This is a genomic window from Micromonospora sp. NPDC047467 (genome assembly GCF_040643095.1).
Classification (GTDB): domain Bacteria; phylum Actinomycetota; class Actinomycetes; order Mycobacteriales; family Micromonosporaceae; genus Micromonospora.
In genome coordinates, this window is the sequence record NZ_JBEYTO010000006.1 from 112,710 (window position 1) to 131,749 (window position 19,040).

Annotated in this window: 16 protein-coding genes; 6 read left to right on the plus strand and 10 right to left on the minus strand. The window is 71.8% G+C overall.

The annotated features are described in order from the left end of the window. Positions 1 to 16: 16 nt before the first annotated feature. Positions 17 to 979, minus strand: coding sequence for a helix-turn-helix domain-containing protein (locus ABZ780_RS18190; RefSeq protein WP_357009827.1), 963 nt, complete (start codon positions 977 to 979; stop codon positions 17 to 19). Between the two features lie 138 nt (positions 980 to 1,117). Here ABZ780_RS18190 and ABZ780_RS18195 point away from each other — a divergent pair, with 138 nt between their 5' ends. From ABZ780_RS18195 to folE, 4 genes are all read left to right on the plus strand, one after another. Further along, complete coding sequence (locus tag ABZ780_RS18195; protein WP_357010742.1) at positions 1,118 to 1,267, plus strand: hypothetical protein; 150 nt, start codon at positions 1,118 to 1,120, stop codon at positions 1,265 to 1,267. A gap of 100 nt (positions 1,268 to 1,367) precedes the next feature. After that, positions 1,368 to 1,943: a hypoxanthine phosphoribosyltransferase gene (gene hpt, locus ABZ780_RS18200; protein ID WP_030328005.1), complete on the plus strand. Its 576-nt coding sequence runs from the start codon at positions 1,368 to 1,370 to the stop codon at positions 1,941 to 1,943. A gap of 465 nt (positions 1,944 to 2,408) precedes the next feature. Further along, positions 2,409 to 4,427 (plus strand): ATP-dependent zinc metalloprotease FtsH, encoded by a 2,019-nt coding sequence (gene ftsH / locus ABZ780_RS18205; protein WP_357009830.1) that lies wholly within the window; start codon positions 2,409 to 2,411, stop codon positions 4,425 to 4,427. Positions 4,428 to 4,462: 35 nt separating this feature from the next. Further along, entirely contained in the window at positions 4,463 to 5,128 is a 666-nt protein-coding gene (gene folE, locus ABZ780_RS18210; protein ID WP_357010712.1) for a GTP cyclohydrolase I FolE, read from the plus strand. An 86-nt stretch (positions 5,129 to 5,214) separates the two neighbouring features. Here the strand turns inward: folE and ABZ780_RS18215 are convergent, their stop codons facing one another. Continuing rightward, positions 5,215 to 5,934, minus strand: coding sequence for a hypothetical protein (locus ABZ780_RS18215; protein ID WP_357486719.1), 720 nt, complete (start codon positions 5,932 to 5,934; stop codon positions 5,215 to 5,217). A 28-nt stretch (positions 5,935 to 5,962) separates the two neighbouring features. Continuing rightward, positions 5,963 to 8,515 carry an FtsK/SpoIIIE domain-containing protein gene (locus ABZ780_RS18220; protein WP_357486721.1) on the minus strand — a complete coding sequence of 851 codons (2,553 nt, stop codon included), beginning with the start codon at positions 8,513 to 8,515 and terminating at the stop codon, positions 5,963 to 5,965. A gap of 205 nt (positions 8,516 to 8,720) precedes the next feature. Between ABZ780_RS18220 and ABZ780_RS18225 the strand changes: the two genes are divergently transcribed. Continuing rightward, positions 8,721 to 9,278 (plus strand): hypothetical protein, encoded by a 558-nt coding sequence (locus ABZ780_RS18225; protein ID WP_357486930.1) that lies wholly within the window; start codon positions 8,721 to 8,723, stop codon positions 9,276 to 9,278. A 3-nt stretch (positions 9,279 to 9,281) separates the two neighbouring features. Here ABZ780_RS18225 and ABZ780_RS18230 read toward each other — a convergent pair whose 3' ends face one another. Genes ABZ780_RS18230 through ABZ780_RS18260 form a run of 7 tightly spaced genes read right to left on the minus strand, consistent with a single transcriptional unit; the run spans position 9,282 to position 17,725 of the window. After that, positions 9,282 to 9,881 carry a hypothetical protein gene (locus tag ABZ780_RS18230; RefSeq protein WP_357009842.1) on the minus strand — a complete coding sequence of 200 codons (600 nt, stop codon included), beginning with the start codon at positions 9,879 to 9,881 and terminating at the stop codon, positions 9,282 to 9,284. A gap of 13 nt (positions 9,882 to 9,894) precedes the next feature. Further along, on the minus strand, positions 9,895 to 11,070 hold the full coding sequence (locus ABZ780_RS18235) for a M23 family metallopeptidase (RefSeq protein ID WP_357486723.1): 1,176 nt from the start codon (positions 11,068 to 11,070) through the stop codon (positions 9,895 to 9,897). Beyond that, positions 11,067 to 11,624: a hypothetical protein gene (locus tag ABZ780_RS18240; protein ID WP_357486725.1), complete on the minus strand. Its 558-nt coding sequence runs from the start codon at positions 11,622 to 11,624 to the stop codon at positions 11,067 to 11,069. Before ABZ780_RS18240 ends, ABZ780_RS18235 begins: the two co-directional genes overlap by 4 nt. After that, positions 11,621 to 13,570, minus strand: a complete 1,950-nt coding sequence (locus tag ABZ780_RS18245; RefSeq protein WP_357486726.1) for an MFS transporter — start codon at positions 13,568 to 13,570, stop codon at positions 11,621 to 11,623. The genes ABZ780_RS18240 and ABZ780_RS18245 overlap by 4 nt, the downstream gene beginning before the upstream one ends. 1 nt (position 13,571) lies before the next feature. Then, positions 13,572 to 16,985, minus strand: coding sequence for an ATP-binding protein (locus ABZ780_RS18250; protein WP_357486728.1), 3,414 nt, complete (start codon positions 16,983 to 16,985; stop codon positions 13,572 to 13,574). A 49-nt stretch (positions 16,986 to 17,034) separates the two neighbouring features. Beyond that, positions 17,035 to 17,397: a hypothetical protein gene (locus tag ABZ780_RS18255; protein ID WP_007466101.1), complete on the minus strand. Its 363-nt coding sequence runs from the start codon at positions 17,395 to 17,397 to the stop codon at positions 17,035 to 17,037. Positions 17,398 to 17,410: 13 nt separating this feature from the next. Next, complete coding sequence (locus tag ABZ780_RS18260; RefSeq protein WP_053654780.1) at positions 17,411 to 17,725, minus strand: hypothetical protein; 315 nt, start codon at positions 17,723 to 17,725, stop codon at positions 17,411 to 17,413. A 354-nt stretch (positions 17,726 to 18,079) separates the two neighbouring features. Here ABZ780_RS18260 and folP point away from each other — a divergent pair, with 354 nt between their 5' ends. Beyond that, on the plus strand, positions 18,080 to 18,949 hold the full coding sequence (folP, locus tag ABZ780_RS18265) for a dihydropteroate synthase (protein ID WP_357486729.1): 870 nt from the start codon (positions 18,080 to 18,082) through the stop codon (positions 18,947 to 18,949). The last annotated feature ends 91 nt before the right edge of the window (positions 18,950 to 19,040 follow it).

Below are 19,040 nucleotides of genomic sequence, written 5' to 3' on the forward strand. Positions count from 1 at the left end.
TCCCTCGGTCGGCCTGTCAGACGGTGTGTGCGCGGTCCCGGAAGGTGGTCCGGTAGCTGTGCGGGGTGGCACCGACGCGGCGGCTGAAGTGGTGGCGCAGCGCCGCCGCGTCGCCGAAGCCGGCTTGGTCGGCCACGGCCTCCACGCTCAGCGGGGTCTCCTCCAGCAGCCGCCGGGCGAGCAGCACCCGCTGGTTGGTGAGCCAGTCGTGCGGGGTGGTGCCGGTCTCGGCGCGGAACCGGCGGGCGAACGTGCGCGGCGCCATGCCGGCGCGGGCCGCCAACTCCTCCACGGTGATCGGCCGGTCCAGGTGTCCCATCAGCCACTCCAGTACCGGCTCCAGGGTCGGCGCCTCGGGCACCTTCGGGATGGGCGCCTCGACGTACTGTGACTGCCCGCCGTCGCGGTGCGGCGGGACCACCATCCGCCGGGCCAGGCGGGTCGCGGTGGCCGAGCCGTGCGCCTGGCGGATGAGGTGCAGGCAGGCGTCGATGCCGGCCGCCGTGCCGGCGCTGGTCAGCAGCCGACCGTCCTGGACATAGAGCGAGTTGCAGCGGACCCGGGCACGCGGGTGGCGGCGTTGCAGCTCGTCCACGTACCGCCAGTGGGTGGTGCACTCCCGGTCGTCCAGCAGCCCGGCCTCGCCCAGCAGGAAGGCGCCGGAGCAGACGCTGAACAGGTGCGCTCCGCGTGCGTCGGCTCGGCGGAGCGCGTCGAGGACCGGCTCGGGAACGTTGGTGCCCTGGGCGTGCGCCGGTACGGCGACCAGGTCGGCCTCCTCCACCGGCCCGAGGTCGGCGTTTGGAGTGAGGTGGAACCCGGCGGAGGTGCGGACGGGAGCGCCGTCCGGGCTGCACACGTCGAAGCGGTACGCGGGGAAGCCGTCGGCCGTGCGGTCGGTGCCGAACACCTCCGCGAGCACGCCGAGCTCGAAGGGGGCGACCTGGTCGAGGGCGAGGACGGCGACGGAGCGAAGCATGTGACGAGGGTAACCCGACAGGTGGCAGTAAATCGATGATCAGTGGCATCACTGCCACTGTTCGGCCGGCGCGAGTCGTCGCAGACTGGTCTCAGTCCGGTGCGCACCGGCGGCGAAACCGACAGCAACCATGCGAAAGTGAGCGCCGCCATGGAGTTCCTGATCTTCCTCCTGTTCCTCGCCCTGCTCGTCGCCGCCTCGGCGGCCGGTCTCACCGCGGACAGCCGCGACTCGGCCGACTGGAAGCCCAGTGAGGACGGCCGTCGCTGGCAGTCCCGTACCTGCTGATGGCTTTGATGCTTTTTGCGCCGAAAATCCCGGGCGGGACCGCGCCGAAAGGTGCGGCCCCGCCGACGGAGGGCATCCGCCGTACGGCAGGCTAGGAGACATGGCTGACGGCTCCTGGTACGACGCCGACATCGACCACGTGATCATCTCCGAGGCGCAGATCCGCGAGAAGACGGCCGAGCTGGCCAAGCAGGTCTCCGCCGACTACGCCCACGTGGGTGACGGACTGCTGCTGGTCTGCGTGCTCAAGGGCGCGGTGATGTTCATGGCGGACTTCGCTCGAGCGTTGGGCCGCAACGGCCCCCCGGCCGAACTCGACTTCATGGCCATCTCCTCCTACGGCCAGGGCACCACCTCCTCCGGGGTGGTCCGCATCCTCAAGGACCTGGACCGGGACATCGCCGGCCGGCACGTCGTGGTCGTCGAGGACATCGTCGACTCCGGGCTGACGCTCTCCTGGCTGCTGCGCTACCTGGAGTCCCGCTCGGCGGCGAGCGTCGAGGTGGTCGCGCTGTTCCGCAAGCCTGACGCCGTCAAGGTGCCGGTCCCGGTGAAGTACGTCGGCTTCGACATCCCCACCGAGTTCGTGGTCGGGTACGGCCTGGACTTCGGGGAGCGTTACCGGGAGTTGCCCTACGTCGGGGTGCTCAAGCCTGAGGTCTACGCCCGGTCCTGAGGTTGGCCGGTCCGGGTCACCCACGGTGTGAGGGCAACTCGCATCGGTGCTCGTCAAGCCGACGTTCAGCGCGCTCTCAGTTCTTCCGGCTACCGTGGAGCCCGGTGGCGCGAAAGTACCCTCGCGCTCGGCCCCTCGACCGCGTGACCGGGCGTTCGGGTGGTCGGGCCGAAATTCCCGCCACGCCGGTTTCTGCCCGGACCCGCCGTACGACTTCGATGCGGGGCTGGCGAGGCCGCCCACGGTGCCCGTCGTCGATGGCAATGGTGCGCCGAGTGCGGGGCTCGCAAGCTCGCTCGTCGCGTACACGGTGTACCGTCGAATGACCGCGGCGCGGCAGTTTTCGCGTCTCGGGGTCGAGGCCGGCCCGCACGGCGGCTCCGGCCGCCGCCCAGCGCGGCGACACCATCAGACGGTCAGGACGTCGATCAGGAGGATGCGGGCGCCTTGGCGCTCGACAACAGTATGGAACGTACGCGTTTCTTCCGCCGACCGGTGGTCTGGATCATCCTGGTCATCCTCGGCGCCGTTGTGCTCAGTCAGCTGTTCACCAGTGGTCCCAGCTACCACCGCGTGGACACTTCCGTTGCGCTCGACCAGCTCCACACCGCCAAGATCAACAAGGTCGTCTTCCAGGACAAGGAGCAGACGCTCCAGCTCGACCTGGCCGAGAAGGCGAAGTTCGGCAAGACCGAGACCGACAAGATCGAGGCTCAGTTCCCGTACCAGGCTGGCGACCAGATCTGGAACGAGGTGCTGGACGCCAAGGCGGCCAACCGGGTCACCGGCCCGGCCGACACCGAGGTCTCGTCGGACAGCATCTGGGTGAGCCTGCTGGTCAACCTGCTGCCGATCGCGCTGCTCGTGCTCCTGCTGCTGTTCTTCATGTCGCAGATGCAGGGCGGCGGCTCCCGGGTGCTCAACTTCGGCAAGTCCAAGGCGAAGATGATCACCAAGGACACTCCGAAGACGACCTTCGCGGACGTCGCGGGTGCCGAGGAGGCCGTCGAGGAGCTGCACGAGATCAAGGACTTCCTGCAGAACCCTGCGAAGTACCAGGCCCTGGGCGCCAAGATCCCGAAGGGCGTGCTGCTGTTCGGCCCGCCCGGCACCGGCAAGACGCTGCTGGCCCGCGCGGTCGCCGGCGAGGCCGGAGTGCCCTTCTACTCCATCTCCGGCTCCGACTTCGTCGAGATGTTCGTCGGTGTCGGCGCCAGCCGGGTCCGTGACCTCTTCGAGCAGGCCAAGACCAACGCCCCGGCGATCGTCTTCGTCGATGAGATCGACGCCGTCGGCCGGCACCGTGGCGCTGGCATGGGCGGCGGCCACGACGAGCGGGAGCAGACGCTCAACCAGCTGCTCGTCGAGATGGACGGCTTCGACACCAAGGGCGGGGTCATCCTGATCGCGGCCACCAACCGGCCGGACATCCTCGACCCGGCGCTGCTGCGCCCGGGCCGGTTCGACAGGCAGATCCCGGTGGACGCCCCCGACATGGAGGGCCGCAAGGCCATCCTGCGGGTGCACGCCAAGGGCAAGCCGTTCACCCCCGACGTCGACCTCGACGCGGTGGCACGGCGTACCCCGGGCTTCAGCGGCGCCGACCTGGCCAACGTGATCAACGAGTCGGCCCTGCTCACCGCCCGCAAGGACCAGCGGGCGATCACCAACGACTCGCTGGAAGAGTCGATCGACCGGGTGATCGCCGGTCCGCAGCGTCGGACCCGGGTGATGAGCGACCAGGAAAAGAAGATCACCGCGTACCACGAGGGTGGGCACGCGCTGGTCGCCTGGGCGCTGCCGCACGCCGCGCCGGTGCACAAGGTGACGATCCTGTCCCGTGGCCGCTCGCTGGGCCACACCCTGGTGCTGCCGACCGAAGACAAGTACACCCAGACCCGCGCCGAAATGATCGACACCCTGGCGTACGCGCTGGGCGGCCGGGCCGCTGAGGAGTTGGTCTTCCACGAGCCCACCACCGGTGCCGGCAACGACATCGAGAAGGCCACCCAACTGGCCCGCGCGATGATCACCCAGTACGGCATGAGCTCCAAGCTCGGCGCGATCAAGTACGGCACCAGCGGGGACGAGCCGTTCCTCGGCCGCAACATGGGCCACGAGCGGGACTACTCGGACTCGGTGGCCGCCGAGATCGACGGCGAGATGCGGGCGCTGGTCGAGCTGGCGCACGACGAGGCCTGGGAGATCCTGGTGGAATACCGGGACGTCCTGGACAACATCGTGCTGGAGCTGATGGAGAAGGAGACCCTCTCCACGGCCGACATGGCGCGGATCTGCGCCCGGGTGGTCAAGCGCCCGCCGCTGGCGCCGTACAACGGCTTCGGCAAGCGCCAGCCGTCCACCGAGCCGCCCGTGCTCACCCCTGCGGAGAAGGACAAGCTCAAGGCGCAGGCCCAGGCTGACGGCGCGCAGGCGTCCGTTGGTGGCGGCACGCCGTCCAACAACTCGGACGGTACGCACTGAGCAACGACCCGACGGCCAGCTCCCCTCACCGGGAGCTGGCCGTCTCCGCGACCGAACCCGACGGCGACGACGCGTTGGACTACGTGGCCGCCCGACTCATCAGCGGCAGGCTGAGTGGCCGCCCGGTCGAGGACGCTGTCGACCTCGGCCGGATCGAGAAGGCGGTCCGGGAGATCCTGATCGCGGTCGGCGAGGACCCGGATCGTGACGGGCTCCAGCAGACCCCGGCCCGCGTCGCCCGCGCGTACGCCGAGCTCTTCGCCGGTCTGCGGGTCGACCCGGCCCAGGTCCTCAGCACCACCTTCGAGGCCAACCACGAAGAGCTCGTGATCGTTCGGGACATCGACGTGATGAGCCTCTGCGAGCACCACCTGCTGCCGTTCCGCGGCAGCGCGCACATCGGCTACATCCCCGGCCCGGACGGGCGGATCACCGGCCTGTCCAAGCTGGCCCGACTGGTCGAGGTCTACGCCCGCCGGCCGCAGGTGCAGGAACGACTCACCTCGCAGGTCGCCGACCTGCTGATGAGCAAACTCGCCCCGCGGGGCGTCGTCGTCGTGCTGGAGTGCGAGCACATGTGCATGGCGATGCGCGGCATCCAGAAGTCCGGTGCCAAGACCATCACCTCGGCGGTGCGCGGGATCCTACAGACGGACTCCAAGTCACGGGCCGAGGCGATGGCGTTGATCATCCCTCGCTGACCCGTACGCACCACGGCCGGCCGACCCCCTCTCGGGACGGCCGGCCGTTCCGTTTCCCGCCCCTTTTCCGAAGCAGCCGCAGCGGGTCAGCCGGCCAGCAGGGCCAGCAGCAGGCCCGCCGTGACCAGCACCGCCGGCACCAGGCAGACCAGCGCGCCGAAGCGCACCGTCCGGTCCAGCCGCTCGCCCGGGCCAGCGCGGAACGACCGCCCGATGCCCACCCAACCGGCGACGAACGCGACAGCCGGCATCGGCAGCCCGCAGATCAGCGCCGCCACACTCGCCGGACCCGGCCCGGTCAACGCGTACACGATCACCTGGATCAGAGGCACCAGCAGCGCCAGCGGCCCGTACACCAGAAGGTTCCGCGCCCGTGCGGGCCAGGAGCCCGGCCGGAGCCCGCGGCGCGCGGCCAGCGCCGCGTCCGCCGCCTCGGCCCGGCCGCGTGCGGCCCGCAACGCCGCCAGCACGGCCGCGGGGCCGCCGGCCATCGACCGGGCCGCCTCGGTCAGCTCCGGCGGCGACGGCATCAGCGAGATCGCCGGTACGCCCAGCTCCCGCAGCCGTTCCTGCTGGCTCGCCAGCCCGGTGCGGACCACCGTCAGCTCCTCCCGAGCGGCCTCCGCCGAGCGGGCCTGCTCGCCAGCAGCCGCGGCCGCGCCGCGACGCACACCGTCCAGCTGACGCGCCGCCGCGAGGTACTCCGCCCACGCGTTGGCCGGCTCCGGGCCCGACCGCGTGACCGCATCGTCCGGCCCGGCCGTCCGCTGGCGGCCCGGCCCGGTCACCGTCGCCTCCGAGCTCATCCCCGCACCTCCCGCGCGCACCACCGGATCACCCCGCCTCGTCGGCGAACGGCACCAGGACCGTGCCCCGCTCGTCCGGACCATCCCAGAGCGTCACCCGGTCGGGGCGCGACCGCCACTCCACCGGCCGGCCGAAGACGGCGGCGAGCTGCGCGGTCGGCACATCCAGCACCGCGACGGCGGCGAGCTTGTCCACCTCGCCCTCCGGCTCCAGCAGCGCGGCGAACGGCGGCACCGCCCGCCACCAGCCCAACAGGTGCCGGCCGGCCGGCGGCCCGTCCCGCAGCAGCGCACGCAGCCGGTCCGCCGGCAGCTCCCGAGGCCCGGGTCGATCCAACCCGAAGACCACCAGGTACGTCGGCAGGTCGTCGTCCGGATCCGCGAGCAGCGTCGGCAGGTCCACCATGCAGGCCGGGTGACGGGCGGCCAGCTCGGCCGTCAGCGTCTCCACCAGTGGTCGGGCCCCCGGGTCCGGTGCCGCCAGCAGGAAACGGGCGGTGCCCGGCGGGTGATGGGCCGCGGTGCTCCGGGCCGCCGTCGCCAGCAACCCACCCGCCGCCGAACCCGACCCCAGCACCGCGAGGTTACGGCCGGCCGCCGGCCCCAGTGGTACGGCAACCGTCGTGCGGGCCACGTCCACGGCCCGGCCGAGCAGGGCCGCCGGCCCGTGCGCCTGCCCCGCCAGCGCAGCGCGGTGGCGCGGATCGTTGCCCAGCAGCGGCCTGGCATACCCGGCGAACACCACCGGCGGTGCCGACGCCGCCGGCCGGGCGGCGAACAGCTCGTGCCGCAGCCGCTCCACCACCTCCGGATGGTCCTGCGGATCGGGGTGGTGGATCAGCCGTTCGTGACCACGGATCGCGCCCCGGGGACCGCCGAGCCCGCCGGCGGTGTTCACCACCGCGCTGCCGACCGGCAGGCCGGCCGCCGAGTCGTTCGTCGGCTCCAGGACAGGGCTGCCACCCGGCAGCGCCACCCGCACCGGAAACTGCCCGAGCACCGAATCCCGGTGCCCGGCGTCCGACCGGGCGCTCAACCCCAGCTCGCCGGCCCCGGCCAGCACCAGGTGTACGCCGTACGCCCGACCGGTCCGGGCCAGCCCGTCCAGGCGGGCGGCCACCTCGGCGGCCAGCCGGTCCCGTTCGGCGAAGACCAGCGGCAGATTGTCCAACACACAGACGATCCGGGGCAGCGGCTGGTGCTGGCGCAGCTCGGCGAAGCGCTGACCACCGGCCCGCCCGCCCGCCTCCGCCCGGCGCTGCACCTCGGTCGTCAACTGTTCGAGCAGATCCCGGACGTACTCCCGGTCGGCAGCCATCGCGGCCGCCCGCACCTGCGGGATCCAGGACCGGTCCCGCTCGGTCTGGAGGAACTCCACGAAGGACTCGCCATCCCCGAGGTCCGCCAGATAGAGGGCGAGGTCGTCCGGGCCATACCGGGCGACCAACCCGAGCAGCGCCGTGGTCAGGAACGCCGCACGCCCCGCCCCGGACCGGCCACTCACCAGCCAGTGCGGGGTCAGCTCCGTGAAGCCCAGCGGCACCGGCCGGCCCCCGGCGTCGCCGACCATCGTGGTCAGCCCGTCCGCCGAATCCGCCTCCCAGAGCCGCTCACCCGTCGCCGGCAGCAGACTCGCCAGCCCTAACCGGGAACCCGCCTCCACCTGCTCGGCCAGCCGGCGACAGACCGCGTCGACCAGGTCGGCCGGAGGGTCCGCCTCGACGAAGACCGGCGAGTTCAACCCGCCCGGCGGCTCGGCACCCGGGCTCGCGAAGGACGTCCCCGGCGGGTCGCCAAGCAGCGCGTACGCGTTGCGCAACACCAACGGGGTGGCCCGCGGCAGCGGTGCCCGGGTCGCGTACGGACCGGCGGGAGGCCACCCGGCCACCACCAGGTGCAGCCCAGCGGCCGGACCCTGCTCCGCCAACGCCTCAATCCGTGCCAGGTCCGTCGGGCCGGTCAGCTCCGGCAGGGCCGCGACCACCAACAGCAGCGTCCGGTCGTGCCGACGTCGCCCACTCGCCCCCGGGGTCACCCACTGCTCCGCCTCGGTCAGCACCGCGCGCAAACCCGCCACGTCCACCGCCGGCGGCGGCAACAGACCGGCATCGCCCAACGCGCCGAACGGGCTGAGCACGTCACCCGTGGCGTCCACCGCGCGCACCAGCAGCGCACCGGCAGGGGCCGCACCCAGCAACCGCAGCAGCACGGCCCGGAGCAACCCCGCCACCCGCGGCTCCCGGGCATCGGTGTCCACACTCAGGTGCCCCGTGCCGACCAGCGGCACCAGCGCGGGGAAACGGGCATCGTCCAACGGCGCCGCCGTACCCACCCGCACAAACGGCGGCGGGCCATCACCCGCCGGAGAGTCCACGGTCAGCGAATCCAGGGCGGCACCAGACCAACCCGGCGCCAGCCGCCCGGCAACCACCCGCAGACGGTCGGCCAACTCGTACTGGCGGCGCTGGTCAGCGGGGGCCGGGCGGGTCTCGTCGAGGATGCCGGCGGCGGCGGTCACGACAGCTGCGGCCCGGCGGTGCAGCGCTGCGGCGCGGTTCGTGCGTGCCTTCGGACCGGCCACCGCGTCCCACCCCCTCTACCCGAGGTTGGCAACCCCTCCCTGAGCAGAGACGGTATCCCAGCCGAGGCCGCACCTTCGGGAGGTGCCACGGCGGTGCGCCGGTGTTGTCGCGGATCTCACCAGTGGGGAGGGGTCCGTCACGATCCGCTCGATCTGAGGCATTGGCTCCGGAGCATCCAGCCGTTAACGTCAGGAGGTGGAATCAGTGCAGCCCCCCGCCGGTTCCCAGGTCTCCCGCGTACCGGCCCAGCGGACGCCGTCCGAGCAGCTGCCGCCGGCCCCGGCCGCACCGGCGCCGCAGCCGCCACGCCGCAGGTTGCGGACCGTGCTCACCGTGGTCGGAGGGGTGCTCGCCCTGCTCGGCATGGGCGCTGCCATCACCGGCTTCGTCTGGTACAACCGCGCCGCTGCCCCGGATCGCAGCGCGCCCGACGTGGTCGTGGACAACTACCTGCGTGCGTTCCTGGTAGACCGCAACGACGCGAGGGCCGACCTATTCACCTGCGAGGGCGGCGCGCAACTGGAACCACTTCGCTCGCTACGAGCCGACCTAATTGCACGTGAGCAGGATCTTGACGTAACTATTTTGGTCAGCTGGGGCGACCTCGAAATCAAGCGCCAGGGCAATGCTGCCTCCGTCGTGACGGTCCTCCGGCGTAGCGCCACCGTAGATGGCATTCAGCAAAGCCTGACGGATACGTGGCAGTTCGAGGTCCAAAAGCTGGAGGACTGGCGTGTATGCGCTGGCACCAAAGTCAGCTGACTGTCACTCGATCCACAGCAGATGAACTGGGACCTCCAGGGTAGTGGGGGACTGGCCGCGCCAGGCCCAGCGGTACCACTCGACCTCGGGGGTGATCCGCACGCAGATGTCGCCCTCGGCGCCCGAGTAGGTCTCGGTGACCGCCCGCATGTCCCGATGTTCCACTCCGCCCTCGACGTGTACCACCCGGCGTCCGGTGACCGCGTCCGCCTCGAAGACGGGGGTGGGTGACCGGTGGGATGGGCCGTCCAGTGAGACCAGCCGGATGCCGGTGCCCCGGGTGCTGTCCGGCACGGGTCGTTCACCGACCGTCTCCACCCAGACCCGCTCCACGGGCATCAGCGGCGCGAACACCTCGACCTGGTCGGCCTCGGCCCGGTACCACTCGTGCTCCGGAATCACCGGCACGTAGGTTCGGGCGCCCTGCACCACCCGGTCGTCGGCGCGCAGGTCACCGCGCCAGCCCAGCCCTGGCAGGCCCACCACCACCCGCCGCCCGCGCAACTCCACGGGCTCGATCGCGGAGACGATGGTCAGCGGGCGGGGTGGCCGTGGCGCCCAGTCGGGCTGGTCGGCGAACGGGTCCGGCAACGGTCCGGTCATGCCCGTGGTGGCCTCACTCGACGGCGCGCAGCGGAGCACCCCGCGCGCGCATGAACGGGACCGGATCGATCGCGCCCCGGCTGGACCGGTCGTTGCGCAGGTGCACCTCGAAGTGCAGGTGTGGGCCGGACGAGTTGCCGCTGCTCCCGACCTGCCCGATGACCTCGCCAGCCGGCACGATCTGATCGGGTGTGACCCGGGGACGGCTCACCATGTGGCAGTACCGGGTGATGTAGCCGCCAGCGTGCAGCATGTCGACGAACCACCCGCAGCCGCCCTTGTCGGGGTATCCGTCCACGTCGCAGCTCTGCCGCCCACGGTCGTCGGGGTCGCAGCGGGCGACCAGCACCCGACCAGCGGCCGCGGCACGGATATCGGTGCCCTTGGCCGCACCGATGTCGACCCCGTTGTGGCTGGGCCGCTCGGCGGTCCGGAAACCGGAGCCGACGTCGCCGGGGATCGGCGCGGTCCAGCCGGAGGCGGCGATCTCACCGCGCTCGGCCGCGTTGCAGACCGCCTTGCCGTTGATCTCGACGGTGCGGGCCGCGCCGCCGGCCAGGGCATCCACGATCTTGCTGGCCAGTTCCTCGTGCTTGGCGTACGCGTCCGGATAGGCGCTGATCTGGACCTGCTGTGCCACCACGGTCAGCGGCCTGCGCTGCCAGCTCCGTACCTTGACGAGCTTCTCGTAGAACTTGCGGGCCGTGTAGGCGGGGGTCATCCGTTCGGCGACCGTGCCCCACCCCGGCCGCTGCTGGAACAGGCCTAGCGAGTCGTGGTCGGCACCGACACCCTCGTGCGGCAGGGCGAGAGACTCGGGCACGCTGGTGTTCGCCAGGTTGCGCAGGGCGGATTCCTGCATGGCGGTGGCCAGCGCGATCACCCAGCCACGCGAGGGCACTGCCATGTCCTGGCCAACCTTGATGATGATCGCGGCGTTGCGGACCTGCGCGTCGCCGTACTCGGCGAACCGTGGCAGCTCACCGGCGATATCCACCGGACGGATCGGACCACAGCCCCAACCGGCCTGGGTGTCCCCGCTGTCAGCGTCGCCGCCGAGCCCACTGAGGAAGAACGCCGCCGTGCCGCCGGTACAGCAGAGCAGGAGCAGCACACCGGTGAGAACGCTCGCGATCACGCCGACCCGCAGCGGTCGGCGAACAGCGGTGGCAGCGCGGCCGGTGGTCACGGCCGCTCCCAATCCACGACGTCGACCAGCCAGCCACCGTCGGCGGTGACCAGCTCGAGCCGGAGCCGACCGCTGTCGAGCGGCAGCAGCACCTCGACGAACGTCTCGGTGCGCGCTCGCACCGACGATGGGCCGGTCACCTCCTCGGCCGGAACCCCGCCGGGGTCGGCGCCGGCCAGCTTCTCGGTCAGCGCCGACGTCGACAACGGCCGCAGGCCGGCATGCCACTCCTCGGCGGTCATCCCGGGCCGGCCGAGCCAGGCCGCAGCGAACCGGTCAGCGGTCTGCTCCGGTGTAGGGGCACCCGCCGCGGTGACCGGTGACGGTGGAGCCTCGGTGGAGAGCACACCATCGTCACCGGCCTTCGGGTCCACTGTGGCGATCGGCCGGTTCGGTCGGCTGCTCAGACCGTCCGCCGGGTCGAGTGGACCGGAGGCCAGACGGGCCGCCCCGATCACGCCGAAGACGAGCACCGCGATCACCAGCGCCACCCCCAGCCGGGACCGCAGCGCCCGGGTGAAGAGGAACTCCAGAGCCCGCCGCATCACCGTCACCGAGCCTCTGAGCGCACCCGCGGTCCGGTGCGGTCCGGTGCACGCTCGGTGGAGCCCGGCCGGTAGACCACGAACGACGGATTCTCGGCCGGCACGTCCGGTTCGGTCCAGGTCGCCGGCTGCCGCCGCCGAGGTTGGGGCGGGACCGGACGGCGCCGGCCGCCCGTCTCCGTTGTCGGCGTCTCGTCGGCGCGTTCCTGACCGTCCGGCCGTCCGCTGTCGGCGCGTCGGCCGTCAACGGGGGCGGTAGGTGTCGGCACAGGGTCTTCCCTGCGCGCCTCCGGACGCAGCCGGGTCTGCGCCGCGTCGGGCGATCGACGGCGTCCACCCACCGGCTCCGCCGTGCCGCCCGGCTCCGCGACATCGAGCCGCGCCGCGACCCGCATGTCCCGGAAGAACCGACGGTGCCAGGACCCGGCCGAGCTGACCGCCTCGCTGCTGTCCTTACCGCCCAGTTGGGTGATCCGCCGGTATGGGCGCAGCAGCAGCCAGCCGACCACTCCGCAGAGCCAGACCAGCACCACCTGGAGCCAGCCCGGCAGGGTGGGCGTACTCATGATCAGGTCGACGGCGAACAGGTAGATGGCTGCCCCGGTGCCGAAGATGGCGATGTTGAAGACCGCGGCGACCACCGCGTTCGCCAGCCGCCGCAACCCGGCGCTGGCCGGTCGGAGCAGCCCGACGGTGCCCAGAATGGGCGCCGCGATCACCGCCCATCGGAAGATCAGGAAGCCCAGCAGCACCAGCAGCGACGCCGTCAGGTCGAACATGGCGAAGAGGATCGAGGCCAACACCGCGATGAATCCCGCGCCGACCCGGTCCATGTCGCGAACTCCCTGGAGGTACTCGTACGCCTCCGGATCCTCGGTCTGGATCTGCTGGGCCACCCGCGCCCACTGCTGCTGCTTTGCCTTAATCGTCGCCTCGCGGGTGGCCGGGTTGGCGCGCAGCTTCTCGACCTCATCCCAGGACAGCGACTTCGCGTCGTAGAGCGCGGGGCCGTACTTGCGGGCGGTCTCACTGTCGGCCGAGCCGAGCACTCCCCGCAGCCAGTTCCGGTAGAGCATGGTCTCGGTAGCGGTGTCGCTGGCTCGGACAGCAGGGGTCCTGAGGTCTTTGCACCGGTCATCATCGATGCAGCGGCCAGGTGCCGGTTCCTTCGCCTGCGGGCCTACCGCGTCGTGCACCACCCCGAGACCGGTGACGAGCGCACCATCGGCGATGTTCGCCGACTTCACCGGCCAGGCGGCCAGCGCGGTGACCGCAACCATCACCAGTAGAGCCCAACCGGCAGTTGTCATAGCGTTGCTCATGTCCGACTGACGGGACCGCCAGAGTAGGTAGAGCCCTACAACGCACAGCGTGACAATCCCGAAGACGCTGAATACCTTCTCGTAGACGGCCTTGGTGGCAGTGTTCACCAGGGGGTCGGCCCAACCCCACATCGAGCCGGGGTCCCAGGCGCGCTCTCTGAGCGCGTTCGACGCCCCGATGATGGCCGTCGCGGCCATGAACTCGCCGTTTGCGATCGTGGTGGTGAACTTGTAGTCCGGATGCAGCACGCTCGAAGCGCAGCCACCACCGATGTCGTAGGTGTTGTAGCTGTAACCCGCGTATCCGTAGAGGCTGTACCGGCCGGCCACCCCGTTCGCGGCCTCGGACGGTGGCGCGGCGGCGAACCAGCCGGCGAGGCCGGAGTCCGGTGCGCCGGGGGTCGGGGCGTTGCGGCAGGTGATCTCGTCTTCGCTGACCGCCTGGAGTTTTGCCACGCAGGCCCGGAAATCGGCCTGCCACTCCGGGGTCGTGCAGAGGTCGGCGCGGGCCTGGGCGGCGGGCGGCGCGGCGGCTGCCGCCTCCGCGCCGATCAGTGGCCAGGTGAGCGAGGCCCCGGCCAGTACGCCGAGGGCGAGCAGGAACGACGCGATCCGTGCCCGGGCCCTCGCCATGTCACGCCTCCAGATCCGGCAGGGGGATGCTCGGCAGAACTCCGGCCGCCGCGGCGATCGCGGCGGGCGTCGTGTCGAGGTGGTCCAGCAGACCGTCGACGTACGAGACGTCGACCCGGACCTTCTGCACGCGGCCGTCGACGTCGCGCATCACGAACTCGCGGAAGCCGAGCCGGCTGGCCGAGTTGGTGTCGGCGGCGGAGAGCGAGGCGAGGGTGGCCTCGTACCCGTCGTTGACCGGCACCCGCAGTAGCCGTAGCGCTTCGGAGGCGATCTCGGCGTCCTCGGCGATCCGGCCGACGAAGACGGTGGAGACGAGGTTCTGCACGTCGAGGCCGAGGATGTCGCGCGGGTTCTGCGAGGCGACCAGTGCGGCGAGGTTCCACTTGCGGGAGTCCCGGGCGAGGCGGACGAGGAACGAACGCCCGGAGCGCCAGCCCTCCATGAAGTGCGCCTCGTCGAGGCCGACGAGCTTGCGCGACGACATCGACCCGCCGTAGCAGCGCCGGACGGCGAGCCGGTGCGCGGTGTGCAGCATCGGCAGGGCGAGCGCCTCCTCGGCCGACCAGTACTCTCGTTCGATCTTGAGGTCGGGCAGTCGCAGCCCGGCCATGGTGATTACGGTGAGCGCCGCGTCGGCGCCGAGCAGGCCCTCCGGTGGCCGGCCGAAGAAGAGCATGGCCAGCGGCATCTCCGCGGTGTCCAGCAGGAGGTTGGCCAACTCCTTGCCGGCATCGTCGTCGAGCCGGCCGAGGCAGCTCACCACGTCGTCCAGGGTGGACGTCTCCTCGGCGGGAACCTGCCGGACCGCGTGCCGGAACAGGGTGGCCGTCGACGCCTCGCGGGCCACCTGCGGTGGCACCAGCATCATGCAGATGTCCTGGACCAGCATCCGCCGCTCGGCGCGAGCGTTGGAGACCGCGATCTCGAACTCCCGGTCACCGGCGGCCCCGGCCGCGAACTCGCTGCGCAGGGGCGTGGGGATGAGCGAGTAGGGGGCCAGGGTGCCGTGCTCCGAGCCGGTCAAATTCAACACCCGGGAGTACGGCCGCAGCTCGGGCATGGCGCAGAGCCGGGCGAGCGGCCCGGACGGGTCGAGCAGGGTCACCTGGACGCCTCGGCGGGCGGCCAGATAACCCAGGGCGCCGAGCAGGGTGGACTTGCCACCGCCCGGCTCGGCCACGAAGACCGCGAGCCCGGAGCGTTCGCGGACCTCCATGGGGAAGTGCAGGTCGAGGAAGACCGGGCGGCGGCAGGTGCCGGCGGTCCGGCCGATCAGGTCGCCGCGCCGGTCGCCCACGTTGGAGGCGGCCTGCGGGAGCGCGGCGGCGAGCAGCGGGACTGGCATCCGGCGGACGTAGCCGGTGTTGGCGATCGGCTCGCCGGGGATGAACTCGCGGGCCAGCCAGTCCTGGTTCTTGGGGTGCTGAAGCGAAATGCGCAGCTCGCGGGAGTAGAGCTGGATGAGCCGGCGGGCCCGCTCCAGGCACTCCTCCCTGGTCCGGCCGCCGACCGCGATCCGGTGCCAGCCGTGGGCGCGGGCCGAGTCGACGGGCAGCCCGGTGGTCATCTCGTCGCCGATCACCAGCGCCCGCTTGGCGAGCCGTTCCAGCTCCGGTGGTGCGTCGATGCCGTGCTCGGCGTAGTCGAGCTGCTGGGAGCGGATCATCCGCAGCCGGTGTTCGAGATTACGGAAGGAGTCGCCGGAGCCGAGGATGTCGACCCGGGTGGAGATCTCCATCGGCCAGGGCAGCCGCTCGTGGAAGTGCAGCCAGGGCTCGTGTCGTTCCGGGATCTCCAGCGGCTCCATCCGGCCGACGGCGAGCACCGCGACGTGTCGTTCCTCGCCGGTCATCCGGTTGACCAGCTTCACGGTCGAGCCGTACGGGGTGCGGTAGCGCTCGACCTGCTCGGTCAGGGCGAGCAGGTCGCCGCGTTCCCAGCGCCCGTCGGTGACCGGGGAGAGCCGACCCGGCGGTGCCATGCAGAGTGCCACCGAGCGGTAGAGCAGCCACTCCAACTCCTGGGCGGTGACCCGCCGGCCGCGCATGCCGAACGCGCCGAGCACCTCGTCGAACTGCTCCACGGTGCGGCCCAGCTTGCGGCGTTCACCGTCAGCGGTGCCCCGGCCGAAGGTGCGCAGCAACCGCTCGGTGAGCGAGTCGCCGAGGGACCGGCGGGCGAAGGTGACGCCCAGGTAGGTCTGCCCCTCGGCGTGGTTGACCGACATCAGGTGCCGCTGGGCGGCGACCAGGTGATCGGCCCAACCGGTGGTGCCGGGTACGTCGGCGAGCGGCGCCGGGGTGTGCGCGTCGATGGTGCGCGCCCACTCGTCGGCGGGGAAGGGCCGGGTGGTGCGGCGCAGGTGCAGCCGGAAGCCGGCCAGGCCCGCGTACTGCTCGGAGATCGCCGACAGCAGCGCCTCGCGTTCGGCGTCCGGACGGAAGGCCCAGCGGACCTCGGGCAGCCAATACCAGGCGGTGACCGTGTTCGGGGTGAAGGTCAGGTGGCCGGCGATCTCGGTGATGGCCAGCTCGACCGACGGATCCCGGTCACCGAACTTGATCTTCGGTGCGCGGACCCGGGTCGGTCGGATCGGTCGGTCCTGGCGGTTGGCGGACCGCTGTCGGGGGGCGGCGACATCCCGCCCGGTCGGCTCGGTGCCGGCGGACCTGGGTCGGGCCGTGTCGGTCGCGGAGACCCGCCGCGTTGGCCGCTCCAGGGCCGGCCGCTCGGCGGCCGTCACCTCGGCCGGGCCTGCCGGTGCCCGCATCGGCGGTGCTGCGCCGGGCCCGCCTGGCGGTGCCGTCGACCGGTCGATCGGGGTGGCGGGGTTGGTGGTGGCCGAGGTCGACGTGTGGCCCGTGACCGGGTCGGGCGCGGCCGGCGGGCGGGGCAGGGGCAGCCGGTCGCCGGCCTGGTGTGGCACCCGGGACTCGATGGCCGGGCTCGCACCCCCGCGCCACGGCTCGACGGGCCGGCCGCCGGGCTCGTCGTCGGGGGTCCACGGTGCTTCCAGTTCGGGTGCGCGGTCCGGCACCCGCTGAGCCGGTCGGGTGGGCGCTGGCCCCAGGGCGGACTGCTGTGGAACTGCCGGCTGCTCCCGGGTGGCGGGGCCGGCCGTCACGGCCCGTGCCGAGCCGGGCCGGGACGCGCCGAAGAGATCCAGGAACGGTGAGTCGATGTCGGCGTTCTCGCCGGCCGACACGGCGGTGGGCTCGGCGGGTGGCGTGCGGCGGTTGACCGGCCGAGGGGCCTGGAAGACGCCGACCGCGCCGTGACCAGGGGAGGCCACCAGCGCGGGATCGAGCGCCACCTCATCCTCGGCCTCGTTGTAGTCGAATGACTGCGCACGGTGACTGGCCGGTACGACCGGGCGGCCGGCCGGGGAGCCCGGCGTGGAAGAGCGATTCATGCGGCAGCCTCACCCACAACGTGTGCCAAACCGATCGGCGTACGCCCGGTCATGCCAGCTCCTCCCGGATCCTGATCCGGCTGCCGACCAGGCGCGGGTCGCGCTGCTCGATCGCCGGCTCCCGGGTGCGTCGCCAGTCGGTCAGCGCGGTGCGGATGACCACCCGCGCCGGCCGATCGGGGTCGACGTGCCGGAAGATGAACGACGTGGTCACGATGGCGAGCGCGATCTCCCAGGCTGGGAAGAGCTCGACCGTCAACGTGAACAGCCAGTGGATGAACATGTAGAGGGGGACGAGCAGCATGAAGAGCCCGTACTGGGCGTAGGGCAGGTGGACCGGAAGGGTGTAGCCGGGCGGCCCGAGGTAGACCAGGCGGGCCCGGTAGATGTCGTCGTCGGTGCGCAGCCGCATCTGGTGAACGCGCCTATTCGAAGATGAGGTCGATCAGGTAATCGCCGACGAAGAAGAGCGTGGCCGCGCCGGCGATGAAGGCCAACCCGACGATGGCGATGGCGGAGCTCGTCAGCACCTTGGATATCTCGCCGCGGCTGGCTCGGCCGATGAAGATGACGCCCAGCACGGCGAGCAGGATCGGCGCGATCTTGCTGGCGAAGAAGGTGACCACACCATTGGTGTCGATCCCCTTCGGTGCCGGCTCCGCGAGCGGAGCTGACGCCAGGGTGGAGAGCGCGTGGGCGACGCCGGACGACGCCGTCTCCATGAGCTCGAAGGCGATCACTGGAAACCTCCCCATATCGCGGCCGGCCGTGCCGCGGCGGTGCAGTAGGCAAGCCTGGCGGGAAATTGCTCACAGGGCGCAGCGCTGTCGACCCTGCGTTCGTTACTCACCACGGAGAGTGGCGAGCTTTGGGCGGTTTTCCCCGCTTCGGCCCTCCCCTCCAGGCTTCGCCATCTCGATGCTGGCCAATTCCAAAGCGTACGGGCCGCCCTGGATTGCGACAAGCGCGAGGGGGCTGCCTGATTCTGCCCGAAAGACCGATCGTACACCTGTTCCAATGTGCACGTCAGGGGTGTTGGTTCGAGGGCCACCCGGGCCGGTGGGCGCCGCCGCCACGACCGGTACCGTCTAGTCGTGACCGATCTGGTACGGGCTCCGGGCCCCGTGGTGATGGGCGTCCTCAACGTCACGCCGGACTCCTTCTCCGACGGCGGACGGTACGCCGACCTCGACGCCGCCGTCGGACACGGCGTGCGTCTGCGTGACGCCGGGGCGCACCTGGTCGACATCGGTGGCGAGTCGACCCGCCCCGGCGCCGAGCGGATCGACGCGGCGACCGAGGCCGGCCGGGTCCTGCCGGTCATCCGCGAGCTGGCCGCCGCCGGTGTGCCGGTCAGCATCGACACCAGCCGCGCAACCGTGGCCGAAGCCGCGTTGGAGGCCGGCGCGGCGGTGGTCAACGACGTCTCCGGCGGGCTGGCCGACCCCGACATGGCCCGGGTGGTCCGCGACGCCGGCTGCCCCTGGGTGCTGATGCACTGGCGTGGCCACTCCCAGCAGATGGGCGAGTTGGCCAGCTACACCGACGTGGTGGCCGACGTCCGGGCCGAACTGGGCCAGCGGATCGACGCCGCACTGGCCGCGGGGGTGGCCGCCGACCGCATCGTCATCGACCCCGGCCTCGGCTTCGCCAAGACGGCCACGCACAACTGGGAGCTCAGCGCCCGCCTGCCGGAGCTGCTGGAACTCGGGTACCCACTGCTCTTCGGGGCCAGCCGCAAGTCGTACCTCGGGCGGCTGCTCGCGGCCGGCGACGGCACGCCGCGACCCACGGCGCAGCGGGAGGCGGCCACCGTCGCCACGAGCGTGCTGGCCGTCGCGGCCGGTGCCTGGGGGGTACGCGTGCACGACGTGCGGGCCACCGCCGACGCGCTGGCGGTCTGGGCCGCCACCGGCAGCCCGCGCCTGGTCCCCGCCTGGGCCGGTCAGGGGCGGTCCGAGTGAGCGGTCCACGGCGGGTGCACGTCCGCAATGCCGGACGCGCCGGCGTACGTCGGGCAGACCCGGCAGCCGCAGCACCGACCGGCCGGGTGGC

What these genes read in the sequence shown, in the direction of transcription:
- ABZ780_RS18215 (WP_357486719.1), bottom strand. Translation starts at nt 5,934, where the DNA reads ATGAGCTCGGAGGCGACGGTGACCGGGCCGGGCCGCCAGCGGACGGCC.
- ABZ780_RS18255 (WP_007466101.1), bottom strand. Translation starts at nt 17,397, where the DNA reads ATGCGGCTGCGCACCGACGACGACATCTACCGGGCCCGCCTGGTCTAC.
- ABZ780_RS18230 (WP_357009842.1), bottom strand. Translation starts at nt 9,881, where the DNA reads ATGACCGGACCGTTGCCGGACCCGTTCGCCGACCAGCCCGACTGGGCG.
- ABZ780_RS18250 (WP_357486728.1), bottom strand. Translation starts at nt 16,985, where the DNA reads ATGAATCGCTCTTCCACGCCGGGCTCCCCGGCCGGCCGCCCGGTCGTA.
- ftsH (WP_357009830.1), top strand. Translation starts at nt 2,409, where the DNA reads ATGGAACGTACGCGTTTCTTCCGCCGACCGGTGGTCTGGATCATCCTG.
- ABZ780_RS18190 (WP_357009827.1), bottom strand. Translation starts at nt 979, where the DNA reads ATGCTTCGCTCCGTCGCCGTCCTCGCCCTCGACCAGGTCGCCCCCTTC.
- hpt (WP_030328005.1), top strand. Translation starts at nt 1,368, where the DNA reads ATGGCTGACGGCTCCTGGTACGACGCCGACATCGACCACGTGATCATC.
- ABZ780_RS18245 (WP_357486726.1), bottom strand. Translation starts at nt 13,570, where the DNA reads ATGGCGAGGGCCCGGGCACGGATCGCGTCGTTCCTGCTCGCCCTCGGC.